The organism is Serratia sp. SSNIH1, from assembly GCF_002935055.1.
In the GTDB taxonomy this organism is placed as follows: Bacteria; Pseudomonadota; Gammaproteobacteria; order Enterobacterales; family Enterobacteriaceae; genus Serratia; species Serratia nevei.
Map to the genome: position 1 here is coordinate 808665 of NZ_CP026383.1, position 17162 is coordinate 825826.

The window sequence follows — 17162 nt, forward strand, 5'->3', positions numbered from 1 at the left end:
CTTGCTGCCATCCCTCGCCGAACGGGGGGAAGGGCGGTTGTAGTTTTTGTGTAGTCGGAAATAGAAAATCGGCTGCGGCAAGGGATGCCATTGATGTATCCCCGATCCCTGTCCGTTGCGCGCAATACCAGCACGATCTCCAAGCCTTACACACTATTGCAAATGCAAATTATTATCAATAGTATTTGGCGTACAGTGCGTTCGGGCGGTGGCCGGCGATAGGGAAAGGTCGATGTTCCCGGTGCCGCCAACTACAAAATGGGTAGGCGTTGTGAATACAGAACTACAGTCAGAAAGCAGCAGATTATTGGCCAGCAGCAATGCGGGCAGTCCAGGGTGGTGGTTGACGGTGGCACGACGCGGTACGCCATGGGTAGAACCGGCGGGTAACGGACGCTGGCGAGCCACCTTTTTCTGGCGCGATCCTCAGGGATGCGAATTGACCTCCGCCTACCGTCGCGTGTGGATCAACATCAACTGCCTGACCGACCACCATCAGCCGAATCCGCCGCAAAGCCTGCAGCGTTTGGCCGGCACCGACGTGTGGTACTGGCAGACCGAGCTGAGCGGCGCCTGGCGCGGCAGCTACTGCTTTATCCCTTGCTTTGACGAGCGGCCGCCGGCGTTCAGCGGCGACGATGCGCACGCCAACATGCACAACCTGCGCCACTGGTGGCACCAGGTGTTCGCCAGCGCCACCCCCGATCTGCTCAACCCGTATCGCTCCTGGCAAAGCGCCAGCGGCCACAGCGTCTCCGGTCTGCATATGCCGGATGCGCCACCGCAGCCGGTATGGCGCTCGTTCGACGAGTACGAGATCGCCAGCGGGCGCTGTACGCCACCGCTGCCGGCGCGTTTGCAGCGCCATACCTGGCAAAGCGAGCGCCTGGGCAACAGCCGCGACGTCTGGATCTACACCACCGGCGACAGCAAGCCGGCCGAGCGTCCGTTGGCTATCCTGCTCGACGGCCAGTTCTGGGCGAAGCAGATGCCGGTTTGGGAGCCACTGATGCAGCTGACCCGCGAAGGGGCATTGCCGGAAGCGGTGTATGTGCTGATCGACATTATCGATCTGCCGCACCGGTCGCGCGAACTGACCTGTAAGGACGACTTCTGGCTGGCGGTGCAGGAAGAACTGATGCCGCAGCTGGCCGACTGGGCGCCGCACAGCGGCAAACCGGCCGATACGGTGGTGGCGGGGCAAAGCTTTGGCGGCCTGGCTTCCCTGTATGCCGGGCTGCGCTGGCCGCAGCGCTTCGGCGCGGTGATCGCTCAGTCCGGTTCCTACTGGTGGCCGCGGCGCGACATGCTGCAGCTGCCGAGCATTCCCGACGATGCCTGTTGGCTGATGCAGCAGGTGGAACGGCACGGCCTGGGCAACCACGGCGCGCTGAAGGTATTTATGGAAGCCGGTTCGCAGGAAAAGCTGGTGCACCGGGTCAGCGGCGAAATGGCGGCGCGCCTGAGCGACGCCGGCCATCGGGTGCACTACCGGGTGGTGGAAGGCGGGCACGACGCGCTGTGCTGGCGCAGCGGCCTGACCGACGGGCTGCAGGCGGTCTGGGCTTCCGCTTTCGCCACCGCTTATCCGGCATCGGCGACGGCAACGGCACGAGGAACACATGATGGAAAGCCTGAATCCGTTCGATGATCCACAGCAGCGCAGCCTGGTGCTGCGCAACGTACAACAACAATACAGTTTGTGGCCGGATTTCCGCGCCATTCCGTCCGAGTGGACGATCGTCTTCGGCCCGGCGGCGCGCAACTCGTGCGCCGAGTGGCTGGAACAGCATTGGCAAGACATTCTGCCGGTCGCAGCACGCGAGGCGTGACCGGCGCCAGGTAATCACGGGAGCAATAAGCAGTGTCACACACCCCTAACTCTCTCAGCGGCCCGGCGCTTGCGGGCGAATGGCCGCTGGTCGCGGCGCAACCCGGCATCTGGGTCGCCGATCAAATTTCCCCGCATCGCAATGCCTACGCGGTGGCCCACGCCATCGAACTCAACGGCCCCGTCGCCGTGGAACTCTTGCTGCAGGCCATCCTCCAGGGCTTGGGCGAGGTGGACATGCTGCGCCTGCGTTTTGCGGAACGCGACGGCGTGCCGGTGCAATGGTGGGATAACACGCTGGCGGTGCACGAGCCGGAACTTGTCGATCTGACGACGTCGCCGGACCCCGAAGCCGCTGCGCGCGCGCTGATGGACATCGATCTGGCGAGCGATTTGCGCGCCGGCAGCGGCGCGCCGCTGTATCGCCATGTGGTGATGCGCCTCGCGGATGACCGCTGGTTTTGGTATCAGCGCTATCACCATCTGCTGGTGGACGGTTTCAGCTTCACCGCCATCGCTCGCCGCGTGGCAGCGATATACACCCATCTTTGCCGCGGCGACGCGCTGGAACCGACGCCTTTCACGGCGTTCAGCGACGTGGTGGCGGAATACCAGGCTTACCGGGAGGCGCCGGCCTGGCAGCGCGACGCCGATTTCTGGCTCGAAAAAGCGCGGCAGCTGCCGCCGCCGGCCACGCTCTGCCCGCAGCCGCTGGCCGGGCAAACCCCCACGCCGCGCATCCATCGATTGGAACAGCGCTGCGATCCGCAGGCCTTCGCCGAACTGGTGCAGTGCGGCGCGCAGCAGAAGCTGAACGCCGCCGATATGGCGGTGGCGCTGCTGGCGTTGTGGGTATCGCGCCTGAGCGGCCAACCGAGCTTCAGCGCCGGTTTTATCTTCATGCGCCGTACCGGATCGGCCGCCCTGTGCGCCGCCGGCCCGGTGATCAACGTGCTGCCGATGGAAATGCACCTTGAGCCGCAGGCCACGCTGTATGAGGCCGCCGCCCGCATCAGCCGCGAGCTGAAAACGGTGCGCCGCCATCAGCGCTACGACGCCGAACAGGTGCAGCGCGATCTGGGGCGCATCGGCGACGGCGAACCGCTGTACGGCACGGTCTTCAACTTCAAAATGTTCGATTACCAGCTGGATTTCGCCGGTATCGAAGGCATCACCCACGATCTGGCCTCCGGGCCGGTGCGCGATCTGGAGATTGCGCTGTTTATCGACGAACACCATCAGCTGAAGGTGGAGCTGCTGGCCAACGCCGAGCGTTACAGCCGCCAGGAACTGCAGGCGCACCTGCAGCGGCTGCCGCTGCTGCTGGCGCAGTTCGCCGCGCAGGCAGCGTTGCCGATCGGCGAAGCCGATATGCTGACCGCCGACGATCACGCGCTGCTGGCGCGGGTCAACGACACGGCGCACCCGGTACCGGCGACCACGCTGAGCCAGCTGCTGGCGCAGCAGGCGCAAACCACGCCGGACGCGCCGGCGCTGGCGGATGCGCATTTCAGCTTCACCTACCGCGAAACGCGCGAGCAGGTTACGGCGCTGGCGCGCGAGCTGGTGGCGCTGGGCGTGCGGCCGGGCGACATCGTGGCGGTGGCGCTGCCGCGTTCGGTGTTCCTGTCGCTGGCGTTGATGGCGATCGTGGAAGCGGGCGCCGCCTATCTGCCGTTGGACACCGGTTATCCGGACGAGCGGCTGGCGATGATGCTGGAAGACGCCGCGCCGCGGCTGGTCATCACCAACCCGGCGCAGCAGGCGCGTTTCGCCGACAAGGGCGAAATCTTGCTGTATGACGCGCCGCTGGCGGCCGATCACGCCGCCGGGGTGGCGATCGCGGGCCCGACGCCGGACCATGCGGCCTATATCATCTTTACCTCCGGCTCCACCGGGCGCCCGAAAGGCGTGCTGGTCGGCCATCAGGCGATCGTCAACCGCTTGCTGTGGATGCAGCACCAGTATCCGCTGGGGGCGGACGACGCGGTGCTGCAGAAAACGCCGTGCAGTTTCGACGTCTCGGTGTGGGAATTCTTCTGGCCGCTGATGGTGGGCGCCCGGCTGGTGATGGCGCCGCCGGAGGCGCATCGCGACCCGCAGCAGCTGCAACAGCTGATCGCACAACATCGCATTACCACGCTGCACTTCGTGCCGTCGATGCTGGCGGCTTTCGTGGCCGCCCTGGACGACGACGCGGCGGTGGCGAGCTGCGCCGCGCTGCGCCAGGTGTTCTGCAGCGGCGAAGCGCTGCCGGCGGAGCTGTGCCGCCTGTGGCAAAGCCGCACGGCGGTGCCGTTGCACAACCTCTACGGCCCGACCGAAGCGGCGGTGGACGTGACCTGGCATCCGGCCTACGGCGAGGCGCTGGCGAAGGTGACCGGCGCCAACGTGCCGATCGGTCTGCCGGTATGGAATACCGGGCTGCGCATTCTTGACGCGCGCCTGCGGCCGGTGCCGCCGGGCGTGGCGGGCGATCTGTATCTGACCGGCGTGCAGCTGGCGCACGGCTACCTTGGCCGACCGGATCTGACCGCCAGCCGCTTTGTCGCCGATCCGTTCGGCGAGGGCGGGCGCATGTACCGCACCGGCGACGTGGCGCGCTGGCTGCCGGACGGCGCGGTGGAATATTTGGGCCGCAGCGACGATCAGCTGAAGATCCGCGGGCAGCGTATCGAGCTGAGCGAAATCGACCATGCCTTGCTGTCGCTGCCGGGCGTGCGCCTGGCGGTGACGCACGCGCTGGTGCTGCAGGGCACGCCGGTGGATGCCGGCGGCGATGCGCGCCAGCTGGTGGGCTATCTGGTGATGCAGCCTGGCGCGAACTGGGATGCGGAAGCCCTGCGCGCGGCGCTGGCCGACCGTCTGCCGCCGCACATGGTGCCGGTGGCGCTGGTGGAAATGAGTGATTTGCCGCTGAGCGCCAACGGCAAGCTGGATCGCAAGGCTTTGCCGCAGCCGCAGGGCGGTGAACGCAAGGCAGGACGGCCGCCGCAGGCCGGGCTGGAAAGCGAGATCGCGGCGGTGTTCGCCCGCTTGCTGCAGCGCGAGCAGGTGTTCGCCGACGACGATTTCTTCGCGCTCGGCGGCCATTCGCTGCTGGCGATGCGGCTGGCGGCGGAGCTGCGTCGCGATCTGGGCAAGGCGGTGTCCGTCGGCCAGGTGATGGTGGCGTCGCGCGTTGAGCAGTTGGCTGCCTTGCTGGCGGAAGATCGCACGCAGGAAGAGGCCGATCGCAGCGGCTTCGACAGCGTATTGCCGCTGCGCGTCACCGAGGGGCCGACGCTGTTCTGTCTGCATCCGGCGTCCGGTTTCTCCTGGCAGTTCAGCGTATTGCCGCGCTATCTCGATCAGCACTGGTCGCTGGTCGGCATTCAGTCGCCTCGGCCGGACGGCCCGCTGGCGCTGAGCGAAGATATGGATCAGGTGGTGGATGCCCACCTGCAGACGGTGTTGCAGGTACAGCCGCACGGGCCGTACCACTTCATCGGCTACTCGCTGGGCGGCACGCTGGCGCAGGGCATCGCCGCCCGGCTGCAGGCGCGCGGCGAGCAGGTGGCGTTCCTCGGCCTGCTGGATACCTATCCGCCGGAGACCCAAAACTGGGACGTGATGCTGGACGACAACGTGTTGAAGGAAGTGCAGCGCGAGCGCGAGCAGTTCCTGGCGGTGTCGCAGGATACGCTCGATCCGGCGCTGGGCGAGACGCGCACGGCGATGTTCGACAACATCGAAGCCAACTACGCCGATTCGGTGCGGTTGCTGTCGCACACGCGTACCGCCCGCTTCCGCGGCCAGGCGACGCTGTTCGTCGCCAAACGCACGCTGCAGGAAGGGATGGACGTGCAGCAGACCTGGTCGCAGTACGTCGATGCGCTGCAGGCGCACGAGCTGGACTGCGCGCATGTCGATATCGTTTCGCCGGCGTCGTTCAAAGTGCTGGGGCCGCTGCTGAACCGGATCTTGCGCACGCTGTAATCGCGCCCGTCATCTCGCCGCCAGGCACGGGGAATTACCCCGCGTGTGGCGGCGTTTCTTGCGGTTGCTCACAGTTGAATATCAATGAGTTTTATTATCATTATTGATTTCGTCATCTGTGCTAGCATAGCGCCCCGCAACTGCAGAATCCCCGTTTAAAGATGTGGTGAACAACCGATGAGTAGCAAACCCTCCATCCTGCTTGATTTTAGCCTGCTGAAAACCAACCGGGCTTTCCGCGCGGTATTCTGCGCGCGCTTTATCTCCATTGTGGCGCTGGGGCTGATGGCGATCGCCATCCCGGTGCAGATCCAGGCGCTGACCGGTTCCACCCTGCAGGTCGGGCTGGCGGTGACGCTGGCCGGCGGCGGCATGTTCGCCGGGTTGCTGATGGGCGGCGTATTGGCCGATCGCTATGAGCGGCGCCGGCTGATCCTGTTCGCGCGTTCCACCTGCGGCGTCGGCTTCATCGGCCTGTGCCTCAACGCCCTGTTGCCGTCGCCTTCGCTGGCGGCCATTTATCTGCTGGCGGTGTGGGACGGCTTCTTCGGCGCGGTGGGGGTGACGGCGCTGCTGGCGGCCACGCCGGCGCTGGTGGGCCGCGAAAACATCGTGCAGGCGGGCGCCATCAGCATGCTGACGGTGCGCTTCGGCTCGATTCTTTCCCCGGCGATTGGCGGCCTGGTGATTGCCCATATGGGCATTGCCTGGAACTACGGCCTGGCGGCGTTTGGCACCCTGTTGACGCTGCTGCCGCTGCTGAGCCTGCCGCAGCTGATGCCGCCGCCGCAGCCGCGTGAACACCCGCTGCGCGCGTTGGCGGGCGGCTTCGCCTTCCTGTTCCAGAACAAGGTGATCGGCATGGTGGCGCTGATCGGCGCGCTGCTGACCATGGCCAGCGCGGTGCGCGTGCTGTACCCGGCGATGGCGGCAAGCTGGCACATCGACGCTGCCCACCTCGGTTATATGTACGCCGCCGTGCCGCTCGGCGCGGCCATCGGTGCGTTCACCAGCGGGCGCGTGGCGCACGTGGCGCGCCCCGGCTGGGTGATGCTGCTGACGGCGATCGCGGCGTTCGCCGCCATTGGCCTGTTCGGCCTGATGCCGTGGTACAGCCTGGCGTTGCTGTGCCTGGTGGCGTTCGGCTACCTGAGCGCGCTGAACTCGCTGCTGCAATACGGCCTGATCCAGAGCCTGACGCCGGACAACTTCCTCGGCCGCATCAACGGCCTGTGGACGGCGCAGAATGTGGTGGGCGATGCGCTGGGCGCATTGCTGCTGGGGGCGATGGGCGCCTTCATGCCGCCGGCGATGAGCGCCAGCGGTTTCGGCTTCGGCGCGGCGGTGCTCGGCATCCTGTTGCTGTTCGCCATGACCGGTTTGCGCCAAGTCACGCTGCACAAACCGGAGCCACAGCCCGCCACAGAAAAGTAGTCGAACGCGTTAAGACAACGCTGTGGGATCAAATAAAAGGCTGCTCCCACCCTTGCACGTGAGCGCCGCTGGCGGTCATTTGGGCGCGCAGCAAGGCGCGAGTCGTGAGGTTTGGTGGGCCAAATAAGCGACTTGCAACACCGATGCGCGTCCAAATGGCCCCAGCCCTTTGGGTCTGCGACGGCGCCACGGTTAAGGGTGGGGCGCAGCCTGGCTTATCATCGGCATGCGTAAAACCCACAGCGTTTATGTCATGATTTCGAAATGAAAGAAGTGCTTACGTTTATTGACATAGCAAATATCGGCGAGTAATTTAGCGCGGAATCAACTCAAATGATAATCATTATTATATTGGTTATCACTTCAAATTATTGAGGGCGAAGCGATGGTTACTGCCGTGAACGACATCAATCGAAAGGAAATGCAGGAGCGCGAAGAACACCGGTTCGCCGCTGATTTTTCTCCGGCGTCGGGCTTCTTCTTTACCTCTCCTTTCCGCAGCTTGACCACCACCGGTTGTTTCAGCCGCATTCGCCTGCCGGCCGCAGACGGCGCCGACCTGAACGGCGAGTTCCAGCGCAGCGTACGGCGGGCGTTTGCCGAGGCCCGTCAGGCCGGCATCAAAAAACCGCTGCTGTGCGGCGCCATCCCGTTCGATACCCGGCAGCCTTCGGCGCTGTTTATTCCGCAGCAGAGCCGCTGGTTCGATCGCGCCGCCTTTATGGCCGGCGTTCAGCCGGCGGCGAACTGCCCTGAACTGGCCGGCGTGACGGAGTTGCCGCCGCAGCAGCCGTTTATGAAGATGGTCAGCGACGCCGTCGACGCGATGAAGGCCGGTGAGCTGGATAAAGTGGTCTTGTCACGCCTGCTGGAGATCGAAACGCGCCAGCCGGTGGATCGCCATGCGCTGATGGCGCGTGTGATTGCCCAGAACCCGCACGGTTTCCATTTCCATGTGCCGCTGGAGCAGGGCGCGCTGTTGGGCGCCAGCCCGGAGCTGCTGCTGCGCCAGGACGGCGGCCGTTTCTATTCCAATCCGCTGGCCGGTTCCGCCCGGCGCGAGGCCGACCCGCAGCGCGATCGCGAAGTGGGAGAGCGGCTGATGGCCTCGGCGAAGGATCGCCACGAGCATCGCATCGTCACCGAAAGCATGCGTGACGTGCTGGCCGGCCGCTGTCGCTACCTGAACGTGCCGCACACCCCTGAATTGTTGACCACCACGACGCTGTGGCATCTCTCTACACCGATCGACGGCGAGGCGGCGTCTCCAGACGAAAATGCCCTGTCGCTGGCTTGCTTGCTGCACCCGACGCCGGCGCTGTGCGGCATGCCGACGGCCGAGGCGCACGCCCTGATCGGCAAGCTGGAGCCGTTCGATCGCGGCCTGTTCGGCGGCATCGTCGGCTGGTGCGACGATGAAGGCAACGGCGAGTGGGTCGTGACTATCCGCTGCGGCACCGTTGACGGTAACCGGGTGCGGCTGTTCGCCGGCGCCGGCATCGTGGAAGACTCTTCACCCGAATCTGAATGGCATGAAACAGGCACCAAACTCAGCACCATTCTGCGTGCCTTTGGTATGAATCAAGGATAACGACAAGATGAGCATTGCCTTTACCCCCTGGCCGGCGGAGTTCGCCAGCCGCTATCGCGAACGCGGCTACTGGACTGACAAGCCGCTGACCGAGATCCTCGACCGCCAGGCCAACAACGACGCCCCGGCGATTATCGACGCCCAGGGCAGCCTGACCTACCGCGAGCTGCAGCAGCGTTCCGATCGCCTGGCGGCCGCTCTGCTGCGCCGCGGCGTGAAATCCGGCGACACCGCGTTGGTCCAGCTGGGCAACGTGGCGGAGTTCTATATCGTGTTCTTCGCGCTGCTGAAAATTGGCGTGGCGCCGGTCAACGCGCTGTTCAGCCATCAGCGCAGCGAGCTGAACGCCTATGCCGAGCAGATCAAACCGGCGCTGCTGATCGCCGATCGCCAGCACGGGCTGTTTGCCGACGATCAATTCCTGAACGCCTTCCGCGATGCGCATCCTTCGCTGCGGGTCGTGGCGCTGCGCAGCCAGCCCGAGGGCGAGCTGGCGCTGGCCGCCTGGCTGGACGAAGCGAGCGTCGGTTTCGTCGCGCAGCCTTCCGTGGCCGATCAGGTGGCGTTCTTCCAGCTTTCCGGCGGCAGCACCGGTACACCGAAGCTGATCCCGCGCACCCACAATGATTACTACTACAGCATTCGCCGCAGCGTGGAGATCTGCCGTTTCGACGCGCAGACCCGCTATCTGTGCGCGTTGCCGGTGGCGCACAACTACCCGATGAGTTCGCCGGGCGTGCTGGGCGTCTTTTATGGCGCCGGGCTGGTGGTGTTCGCCGCCGATCCGGACGCCGGGCAGTGCTTCCGCCTGATCGAACAGCACCAAATCAACGTGACGGCGCTGGTGCCGCCGGCGGTCACGCTGTGGCTGCAGGCGATCGAAGAGTGGGGCGGCAATGCCCAACTCGCCAGCCTGAAATTGCTGCAGGTGGGCGGCGCCAAGCTGGGCGAAACGCTGGCGGCGCGCATTCAGAACGAAATCGGCTGCCAACTGCAGCAGGTGTTCGGCATGGCGGAAGGGCTGGTGAACTACACCCGGCTGGACGACGACGAACGCCACATCCTGACGACGCAAGGGCGGCCGATGTCGCCGGACGACGAAGTGTGGGTGGCGGATGACGACGGCAATCCGTTGCCGGCGGGCGAGGTCGGGCGGTTGATGACGCGCGGGCCTTATACCTTCCGCGGTTACTACCAGAGCCCGGCGCACAACGCCGACGCCTTCGACGCCGACGGTTTCTACTGCTCCGGCGATCTGATTAGCATCAGCGAAGACGGCTACATCACCGTGCAGGGGCGGCAGAAAGATCAGATCAACCGCGGCGGAGAGAAGATCGCCGCCGAGGAGATCGAGAACCTGCTGCTGCGTCATCCGGACGTGATCAACACCGCGCTGGTGTCGATGCCGGACGCGCTGATGGGGGAGAAGAGCTGCGCCTATATCATCGCCAACGCGCCGCTGAAGCCGGTGGTGCTGCGTCGCCACCTGCGCGAGCAGGGCGTGGCGGATTTCAAACTGCCGGATCGCTTTATTCAGGTGGACAGCCTGCCGCTGACCCCGGTCGGCAAAGTGGACAAAAAACGGCTGCGCCAGCAGCTCGACGCGCAACTACAGACTCAGGCTCAGGGAGATTAATCGATGGCCATTCCAAAACTTAATGATTACGCGCTGCCGACGGCGGACGAACTGCCGCAAAATAAAGTCACCTGGCAGGTAGAACCGCAGCGCGCCGCGCTGCTGATCCACGACATGCAGCAGTATTTCCTCAATTTCTGGGGCGAAGACAGCGCGCTGATTAAACAGGTGGTGGAGAACATCGCCAACCTGCGCCGCTACTGCAAACAGCAGGGCATTCCGGTGTTCTATACCGCGCAGCCGAACCAGCAGAGCGATGAAGATCGCGCGCTGTTGAACGACATGTGGGGGCCGGGCCTGAACAAACACCCTGAGCAGCAGGCGGTGACCGCCGCGCTGGCGCCGGACGAAGACGACACGGTGCTGGTGAAATGGCGCTACAGCGCCTTCCACCGCTCGCCGCTGCAGGAGATCCTGCAGGAGTCCGGCCGCGATCAGCTGATTATCTGCGGCGTGTATGCGCACATCGGCTGCCTGACCACCGCCATCGACGCCTTCATGCGCAACATCCAGCCGTTCATGGTGGCCGACGGCCTGGCGGACTTCTCGCGCGACGAACACCTGATGGCGCTGCGTTACACCGCCGGCCGCTGCGGCCGGGTGGTGACCACCGCGTCTCTGTTGCCGGCTGCCGGTATCGCCAGCATCGATGCGCTGCGTCAGCAGATCCTGCCGCTGCTTGACGAAGACAGCGAAGACATGGGCAACGATGAGAACCTGATCGATTACGGTCTGGATTCGGTGCGCATCATGGAGCTGGCGACCCGCTGGCGCAAGATCCGCGGCGACATCGACTTTATCGCGCTGGCGCGCAACCCGACCATCGACAGCTGGTGGGCGCTGCTTTCCGAAGAGAAAGCCTGATTTTAATAACGAGAGAGGGCGGCCGAGTGGCCGCCCCGTTGGCTCTATAAGGAGATTTTGATGAATACTTTGATCACCAAGGGAAAACGTGCGGCATTCCCGCTGATGCTGCTGTCCACGCTGCTGTTCTCCAATACGCTGCTGGCGCAGACCGCGCCGGAAGTGCTGCGCAAGCCGGTTGGCAAGGGCGCCTATGAAATGGCCTACAGCCCGAGCGAGAACGCGCTCTACCTGGCGACGTCGCAGAGCCGCAAGCTGGACAAGGGCGGCATCGTTTACCGTCTGGATCCGACCACGCTGGACGTGACCCAAATTATCCATAACGACATCAAACCGTTCGGCGCCGCCGTCAACGCCAAGACCGGCACGCTGTTCTTCGGTAACACCGTCAATAACTCGGTGACCGCCATCGACGCCAAGACCGGCGACGTGAAAGGCCGCCTGGTGCTGGACGCGCGCAAGCGTTCCGAGACCGTCAAGCCGCTGGCGCCGCGCGAACTGGTGGCGGATGCCGACAGCGATACCCTGTACATCACCGGGCTGGGTGAATCCAGCGTGGTGTGGGTGGTGGACGGCAAGGATCTGACCCTGCGCGCCACCGTGACCGACACCGGCAAATACGGCACCGGCCTGGCGCTGGACGCCGCCGCCAAGCGCCTGTACGTCACCAACGCCGACGGCGAGCTGGTGACCATCGACACCCAATCCAACAAGGTGCTGTCGCGCAAGAAGCTGGATGAGTCCAAAGAGCACTTCTTCCTGAACATCAGCCTGGATACCGCTACCCATCGCGCGTTCATCACCGATTCCAAGCAGCCGCAGGTGCTGGTGGTGGATACCCGCAACGGCAACATCCTGAGCAAGATCGACGTGCCGGAATCGCTGGCGGTGCTGTTCAACCCGGCGCGCAATGAAGTTTACGTCACCCATCGCCAGGCGGGCGAAGTGAGCGTAATCGACGCCAAGAGCTACAAGGTACTGAACACCATCAAGACGCCGACCCACCCGAACAGCCTGGCGCTGTCGCCGGACGGCCAGACGCTGTACGTCAGCGTCAAGCAGGCTTCCAGCCGCGAGAAAGAAGCCACCGCGCCGGACGACGTGATCCGCGTAGCGCTGAAGTAATCCCGCGCAGGATAAGCGCACACCGAACAGGCGAAGCGGCGACGCTCCGCCTGTTTTTTTTCGCCCCAGGATCTGCGGTATAAAGAGTGCATTGATCCGTTAATCTGAAGGAACGTTGGTTATGCCCGCCTCGCGCACCCCGCTGTTGTTGTCCATTATCACCCTGCTGCTGCTGGCCGCGCTGATCCACAGCGCCATCCGCCCTTACGATCGCACCACCTGGCTGATGGAGGTGGCGCCGGTTTTGATCGCCTTGCCGCTGCTGTGGCTGACCCATCGCCGTTATCCGCTGACGCCGCTGCTCTATACGCTGATTTTCTTCCATGCGCTGATCCTGATTTTCGGCGGCATGTACAGCTACGCCCGCGTGCCGCTGGGGTTTGAGGTGCAGCAGTGGCTGGATCTTGGCCGCAACCCGTACGACAAACTGGGGCATTTCTTCCAGGGGCTGGTGCCGGCGCTGGTGGCGCGCGAGATCCTGCTGCGCGGCGGCTATGTGCAGGGCCGCAAGATGCTGGGCTTTGTGGTGTGCTGCATCGCGCTGGCCATCAGTGCCGTGTATGAGCTGATCGAATGGTGGGCGGCGCTGGCGCTGGGCCAGGGCGCCGACGAGTTTCTCGGCACCCAGGGCGACCCGTGGGATACCCAGTCCGACATGTTCTGCGCCTTGCTCGGCGCGCTATGTGGCTTGCTGCTGTTCGCCGGCTGGCAAGATCGGCAAATTCGCCGCCTGCGCCGATAAACTTTGGCAACAAAGGCGTGGCTGACGGGAGCCGCATTTAATCGCGTTTACCGCCGGTTCAGCGTATTTGTGCTATATCATGGGTTCGGAACGGCTGTTTGAATGCGAGACTGAGTTTGATCACTACCCCCCTATCCCGAAAAGAGTATGCAGTATGGATGTCGTTAACGATAGGGCTCAGCTTTACGTGGCTAAATCTTTTGGATCTCTATAACAACGACACGTTGTTCTTTCAGAAGTTAACGATTTCCGTCATCAATAACACCTCGTTCGCCGACGTTATCGCCTCTTACCTGAGGCTGATTCTGTATCTTCCTTTCGGGCTGTTGGCGATCGTGCTGACGCTGTTGTTTTGCGCCCAGCGGCTATGCGATACCCGGCTCTTCGTGCTCGCCTGGCCTATTTCTCTGGCGGTCTTCTTGGTCTTTTGGTTTGTTAACGTCGCTTTCCCCGGGCATCTCAATCTGGTGTTGGCCGCTAAATCTTGCGTACTGGCCGTGATTGGGCTGGTTCCGCCGAGGAAACGAGAGCGCGAATAATCGAACGCAGTGCGATGGAGAGTCCGTACTTCAGAAAGCGAAAAACCCGCCATAGGCGGGTTCTTCTGAATAGGACGACCGGACTCGGACAACCGGCGCTGGCGCCGCGTTGAACAGCGCTTTAGCGTTGGCCCGTAGGGTGAGGCCTTAAGGCCGAATAATCGAACGCAGTTCGATGGAGAGTCCGTACTCCAGAAAGCGAAAAACCCAGCCATAGGCTGGGTTCTCTGAATATGGTGCCCGGACTCGGAATCGAACCAAGGACACGGGGATTTTCAATCCCCTGCTCTACCGACTGAGCTATCCGGGCAACGGGCAGCATTAAACCGTATTGGCCGATGGCCGTCAACGGCTTTATGCGTGAAAGACGTTAAAACGCCTCCGGTTGCTGGCTTTTCAGGCAAAGGGCGCAAAAAATGCGCCTGTTCCGGCTATCGCCTTGGGTTGGCGGCGCCGCAAGCGCGGTTTGCTCAGCTCAGCGCCCCGTTGCGGCGGCACTGTGCCACCTGCAAGATGTCTTCCGCCAACCGTTTGGCGACCGATACGTCCTGGAGCTGGCGTTTTACCAGCAGTTTGCTCAGGCAGCCTTCCTGAATCAATTCCATTTGCTGCGCCACCATGTCGGCGTCGTCGGCGTCCATTTCGCGCAGCAGTTCGCGGGTCAGCTCCAGCGAGGTCAGCTTTTGCTGCTCCGCCAACTGATGGATCGGGTGATCCGTTTCCGGGAAGAAGCTGCAGGCAGCGATAAACAGGCAGCCGGGGTAGCGGTCTTGCTGCACGTATTCCGCCAGCACGTCATAGCGCGCCAGCAGCTTTTGCTGCGGGCTCAGGTTCTCATCCAGCAGCAGCTGGCGGCGCCAGGTGTCGATCTGCTGGCCGTGGTAGCGCAGGCAGTCGTACAGCAGCGCTTCGCGATCCGGCCAGAACCGTTTGAGATCGCCGGGCTGAACGTCGAGTTTTTCCGCCAGCATCTCTAATGTGGCGGTCGCCAGGCCCTGTTGTTCCAACAGGCCCAGCGCGGTATCAAGGACGTGTTCACGTTGCACTTGTGCTTCCTCCTCTTCAGTTCAGATCCTCAGTGTTATTTATTATACCCGTCATCTTTGGAGCCGCAGCGTTGTTGGCTGCTCACCGTTATTCGGCCCCTCCATGGGCCTCACCCCTTGCGGGGCCACTGTAGGCAGTGTTCAAATCTGCTCCCGGCAGATTTGTCACCCCAGTCACTTACTTGAGTAAGCTCCTGGGGACTCCTGTGCTTGCCGCCTAGCTGCAACTCGAAAGCTATAGGGTATATCACATCACTTTCTGCAAATGCGCGTTGAAGGCTTCCGCCTTCATAAAACCGGTGACCCGCTGGGCCGTCAGCTCCTGGCCCGCCGGATCGAAGAACAGGATCGTCGGCAATCCCAGCACCTGCAGATGCTTCAGCAGCGCCGCCTGTTCCGCACCGTTGGCGGTGACGTCCGCCTGCAGCAGCACCGCGTTGGCCAGGCTCGCCTGCACCGCCGCATCGCTGAAGGTGTATTTCTCAAACTCTTTACAGGCCACGCACCAGTCGGCGTACAGGTCCAGCATCACCGGCTTGCCCCGCGCCTGCTGCAGCGCCAGATCTAACTGCTCGACGTTGTTGATGCGGGTAAAAGTCAGGTGCGGCTGAGCCGCCTGCTGCGCCTGATCGGCGCCGAAGGCCCAGTCCTGCAACGGCCGCGCGGCGATCACCGCCGCCGCCAGCAGAAGCAGTTGCAGGACGCGTGCCCAGCCGCGCGCGCTTCTCAGGCTCAGGGCGAAGGCCCAACCGAAGAACGCCAGGCCGAGCAGGCTCCACAGGCGCAGGCCCCACAGATCGCCGATCACCCGCTCCAGCAGGAACACCGGCAGCGCCAGAATGACGAAGCCGAAGGCCTCTTTCACATACTGCATCCACGGGCCGCTGCGCGGCAGCAGGCGGTTGCCGAACAGGGTGACGATCACCAGCGGAATGCCCATCCCCAGCGCGTACAGGTACAGCGTGCCGCCGCCGGCCCACAGGTTACCGCTCTGGGCGATATACAGCAGGATGGCGCTGAGCGGCGCGGTGGTGCAGGGCGAGCAAATCAGCCCGGCCAGGGCGCCCATCAGGAACACGCCGGTCAGCGAGCCGCCGCGCTGGGTGTTGCTCCAGCTCGCCAGCCGGGTTTGCAGCGCCGAGGGCAGCTGCAGGGAATAGAGGCCGAACATCGACAGCGCCAGCGCGATAAACAGCACCGACAGGCCGATCAGCACGTAAGGGTGCTGCAGCGCCGCCTGGAACTGCAGACCGGCGGCGGCCACCACCAGCCCCAGCAGGGTGTAGGTGAGCGCCATGCCCTGCACGTAAACCACCGCCAGCGCCAGAATGCGGCCGCTGCTTTGCGGCCGGTCGCGGCCGAGGATGATGCCGGAGATCAGCGGGTACATCGGCAGCACGCACGGGGTGAAGGCAATGCCGATGCCGATCAGCAGCGCCCACAGCGGCGAGAACGGCAGGCTGGCCGGCGTAGCGGGCTGTTCGGTTGGTGCGGTGTTAACCGCCGGGAGCGGGGCGGCCGTGCCGGCGCTGACCGCGTCCAGCGGGATGATCCGGGTTTCCGGCGGATAGCAGAAGCCGGCCTCGGCGCAGCCCTGATAGGTGACGCTGAGGCTGGCGTTGGCCGCCGCCTGTTGCAGCGGCACCTGCAGATTCAGCTGCTGTTTGAAAATCGCCACTTCGCCGAAGAACTCGTCCTTGTGGCTCAACCCTGCGGGCAGGGTAAAGGCGCCGAGCGTCGCCTGCTGCGGCACCAGTTTGATCTGCTGGCGATACAGGTAGTAGCCGGGGCGGATCTGCCAGTTCAGCGTTACCTGGCTGCCTTGCTGTTTGAAATCGAAGGCGAAGGCCTGATCGACAGGCACGAACTGGCTGCCGCCCTTCGGCGCGAACAGCGAAGCCTGCGCCGCCTGCGGCAGGAAGAACAGGCTGCACAGCAGCAAAATCAGTTTAAGGAAGCGTTGATCCATAACAGGTAGTCTTTATCTCCGGCCATCACCGGCAGCACCAGCAGCTCGGGCGTCTGGTAAGGGTGATGTTGTTTCAGGGTGTCGAGCAGGGCCTGCTGACGGCGGCGATCGCTTTTGAACAGCATCTGCACTTCATATTCCTGTTCCAGTTTCCCTTCCCAGTAATACAGCGAGGTAGCGCCGGGCAGCAGCGTGGCGCAGGCCGCCAGCTTATCGCCCAAGACCCGTGCCGCCAGTTCCTGGGCGCTGGCTTCATCGGGTGCGGTACAGAGTATGACGACAGCTTCGCAATCAGACATCTTCAGCCCTCTCATCGGTTCGAATGGGCACTATACCCTGAAGGCGGATTGGCTAGAAGGCGAGTTTATCGCCAGAAGGAAAACCGGGGCCGCAGCCCCGGTCGAAGC

General features: G+C 63.7%; 13 protein-coding genes and 1 tRNA gene. 10 read left to right on the forward strand and 4 right to left on the reverse strand.

The annotated features are described in order from the left end of the window. Positions 1 to 271: 271 nt before the first annotated feature. From fes to C3F38_RS03865, 10 genes are all read left to right on the forward strand, one after another. A complete protein-coding gene (fes, locus tag C3F38_RS03820) occupies positions 272 to 1651 on the forward strand; it encodes an enterochelin esterase (protein WP_164491938.1) in 1380 nt (459 codons plus the stop codon). Continuing rightward, the gene (locus C3F38_RS03825) at positions 1626 to 1832 is read left to right on the forward strand and encodes an MbtH family protein (protein WP_055317485.1); all 207 of its coding nucleotides are present in this window, start codon (positions 1626 to 1628) and stop codon (positions 1830 to 1832) included. Before fes ends, C3F38_RS03825 begins: the two co-directional genes overlap by 26 nt. Before the next feature lie 32 nt (positions 1833 to 1864). Next, on the forward strand, positions 1865 to 5809 hold the full coding sequence (locus C3F38_RS03830) for an enterobactin synthase subunit F (protein WP_060433530.1): 3945 nt from the start codon (positions 1865 to 1867) through the stop codon (positions 5807 to 5809). A gap of 177 nt (positions 5810 to 5986) precedes the next feature. After that, positions 5987 to 7243: an enterobactin transporter EntS gene (gene entS, locus C3F38_RS03835; protein WP_055317215.1), complete on the forward strand. Its 1257-nt coding sequence runs from the start codon at positions 5987 to 5989 to the stop codon at positions 7241 to 7243. Between the two features lie 385 nt (positions 7244 to 7628). Further along, positions 7629 to 8834: an isochorismate synthase gene (locus tag C3F38_RS03840; protein WP_055311772.1), complete on the forward strand. Its 1206-nt coding sequence runs from the start codon at positions 7629 to 7631 to the stop codon at positions 8832 to 8834. A 7-nt stretch (positions 8835 to 8841) separates the two neighbouring features. Then, positions 8842 to 10470, forward strand: a complete 1629-nt coding sequence (locus tag C3F38_RS03845) for a (2,3-dihydroxybenzoyl)adenylate synthase (protein ID WP_055317214.1) — start codon at positions 8842 to 8844, stop codon at positions 10468 to 10470. A 3-nt stretch (positions 10471 to 10473) separates the two neighbouring features. Then, positions 10474 to 11334, forward strand: a complete 861-nt coding sequence (locus tag C3F38_RS03850; protein ID WP_004930014.1) for an isochorismatase — start codon at positions 10474 to 10476, stop codon at positions 11332 to 11334. A 105-nt stretch (positions 11335 to 11439) separates the two neighbouring features. Continuing rightward, on the forward strand, positions 11440 to 12459 hold the full coding sequence (locus C3F38_RS03855; RefSeq protein WP_369916763.1) for a PQQ-binding-like beta-propeller repeat protein: 1020 nt from the start codon (positions 11440 to 11442) through the stop codon (positions 12457 to 12459). A 121-nt stretch (positions 12460 to 12580) separates the two neighbouring features. After that, the gene (locus C3F38_RS03860) at positions 12581 to 13201 is read left to right on the forward strand and encodes a DUF2238 domain-containing protein (RefSeq protein ID WP_038879304.1); all 621 of its coding nucleotides are present in this window, start codon (positions 12581 to 12583) and stop codon (positions 13199 to 13201) included. A gap of 158 nt (positions 13202 to 13359) precedes the next feature. Next, complete coding sequence (locus C3F38_RS03865; RefSeq protein ID WP_038879301.1) at positions 13360 to 13740, forward strand: hypothetical protein; 381 nt, start codon at positions 13360 to 13362, stop codon at positions 13738 to 13740. 234 nt (positions 13741 to 13974) lie between these two features. Here C3F38_RS03865 and C3F38_RS03870 read toward each other — a convergent pair. The 4 genes from C3F38_RS03870 to cutA form a co-directional block, all read right to left on the reverse strand. Then, positions 13975 to 14050: transfer RNA gene (locus C3F38_RS03870), tRNA-Phe, on the reverse strand. A 160-nt stretch (positions 14051 to 14210) separates the two neighbouring features. Next, entirely contained in the window at positions 14211 to 14786 is a 576-nt protein-coding gene (locus C3F38_RS03875) for a transcriptional regulator (protein WP_016929381.1), read from the reverse strand. A gap of 247 nt (positions 14787 to 15033) precedes the next feature. Beyond that, positions 15034 to 16755, reverse strand: a complete 1722-nt coding sequence (locus C3F38_RS03880) for a protein-disulfide reductase DsbD (RefSeq protein ID WP_047729307.1) — start codon at positions 16753 to 16755, stop codon at positions 15034 to 15036. After that, positions 16731 to 17054, reverse strand: coding sequence for a divalent cation tolerance protein CutA (cutA, locus tag C3F38_RS03885; RefSeq protein WP_004929657.1), 324 nt, complete (start codon positions 17052 to 17054; stop codon positions 16731 to 16733). The genes C3F38_RS03880 and cutA overlap by 25 nt, the downstream gene beginning before the upstream one ends. Positions 17055 to 17162: the final 108 nt, after the last annotated feature.

Bases quoted from the DNA above. Each gene is read 5' to 3' on its own strand.
- C3F38_RS03865 (WP_038879301.1), top strand. From the start codon at position 13,360: ATGTCGTTAACGATAGGGCTCAGCTTTACGTGGCTAAATCTTTTGGAT.
- C3F38_RS03855 (WP_369916763.1), top strand. From the start codon at position 11,440: ATGCTGCTGTCCACGCTGCTGTTCTCCAATACGCTGCTGGCGCAGACC.
- C3F38_RS03825 (WP_055317485.1), top strand. From the start codon at position 1,626: ATGGAAAGCCTGAATCCGTTCGATGATCCACAGCAGCGCAGCCTGGTG.
- C3F38_RS03850 (WP_004930014.1), top strand. From the start codon at position 10,474: ATGGCCATTCCAAAACTTAATGATTACGCGCTGCCGACGGCGGACGAA.
- C3F38_RS03845 (WP_055317214.1), top strand. From the start codon at position 8,842: ATGAGCATTGCCTTTACCCCCTGGCCGGCGGAGTTCGCCAGCCGCTAT.
- C3F38_RS03880 (WP_047729307.1), bottom strand. From the start codon at position 16,755: ATGGATCAACGCTTCCTTAAACTGATTTTGCTGCTGTGCAGCCTGTTC.
- C3F38_RS03840 (WP_055311772.1), top strand. From the start codon at position 7,629: ATGGTTACTGCCGTGAACGACATCAATCGAAAGGAAATGCAGGAGCGC.
- entS (WP_055317215.1), top strand. From the start codon at position 5,987: ATGAGTAGCAAACCCTCCATCCTGCTTGATTTTAGCCTGCTGAAAACC.
- cutA (WP_004929657.1), bottom strand. From the start codon at position 17,054: ATGTCTGATTGCGAAGCTGTCGTCATACTCTGTACCGCACCCGATGAA.
- C3F38_RS03860 (WP_038879304.1), top strand. From the start codon at position 12,581: ATGCCCGCCTCGCGCACCCCGCTGTTGTTGTCCATTATCACCCTGCTG.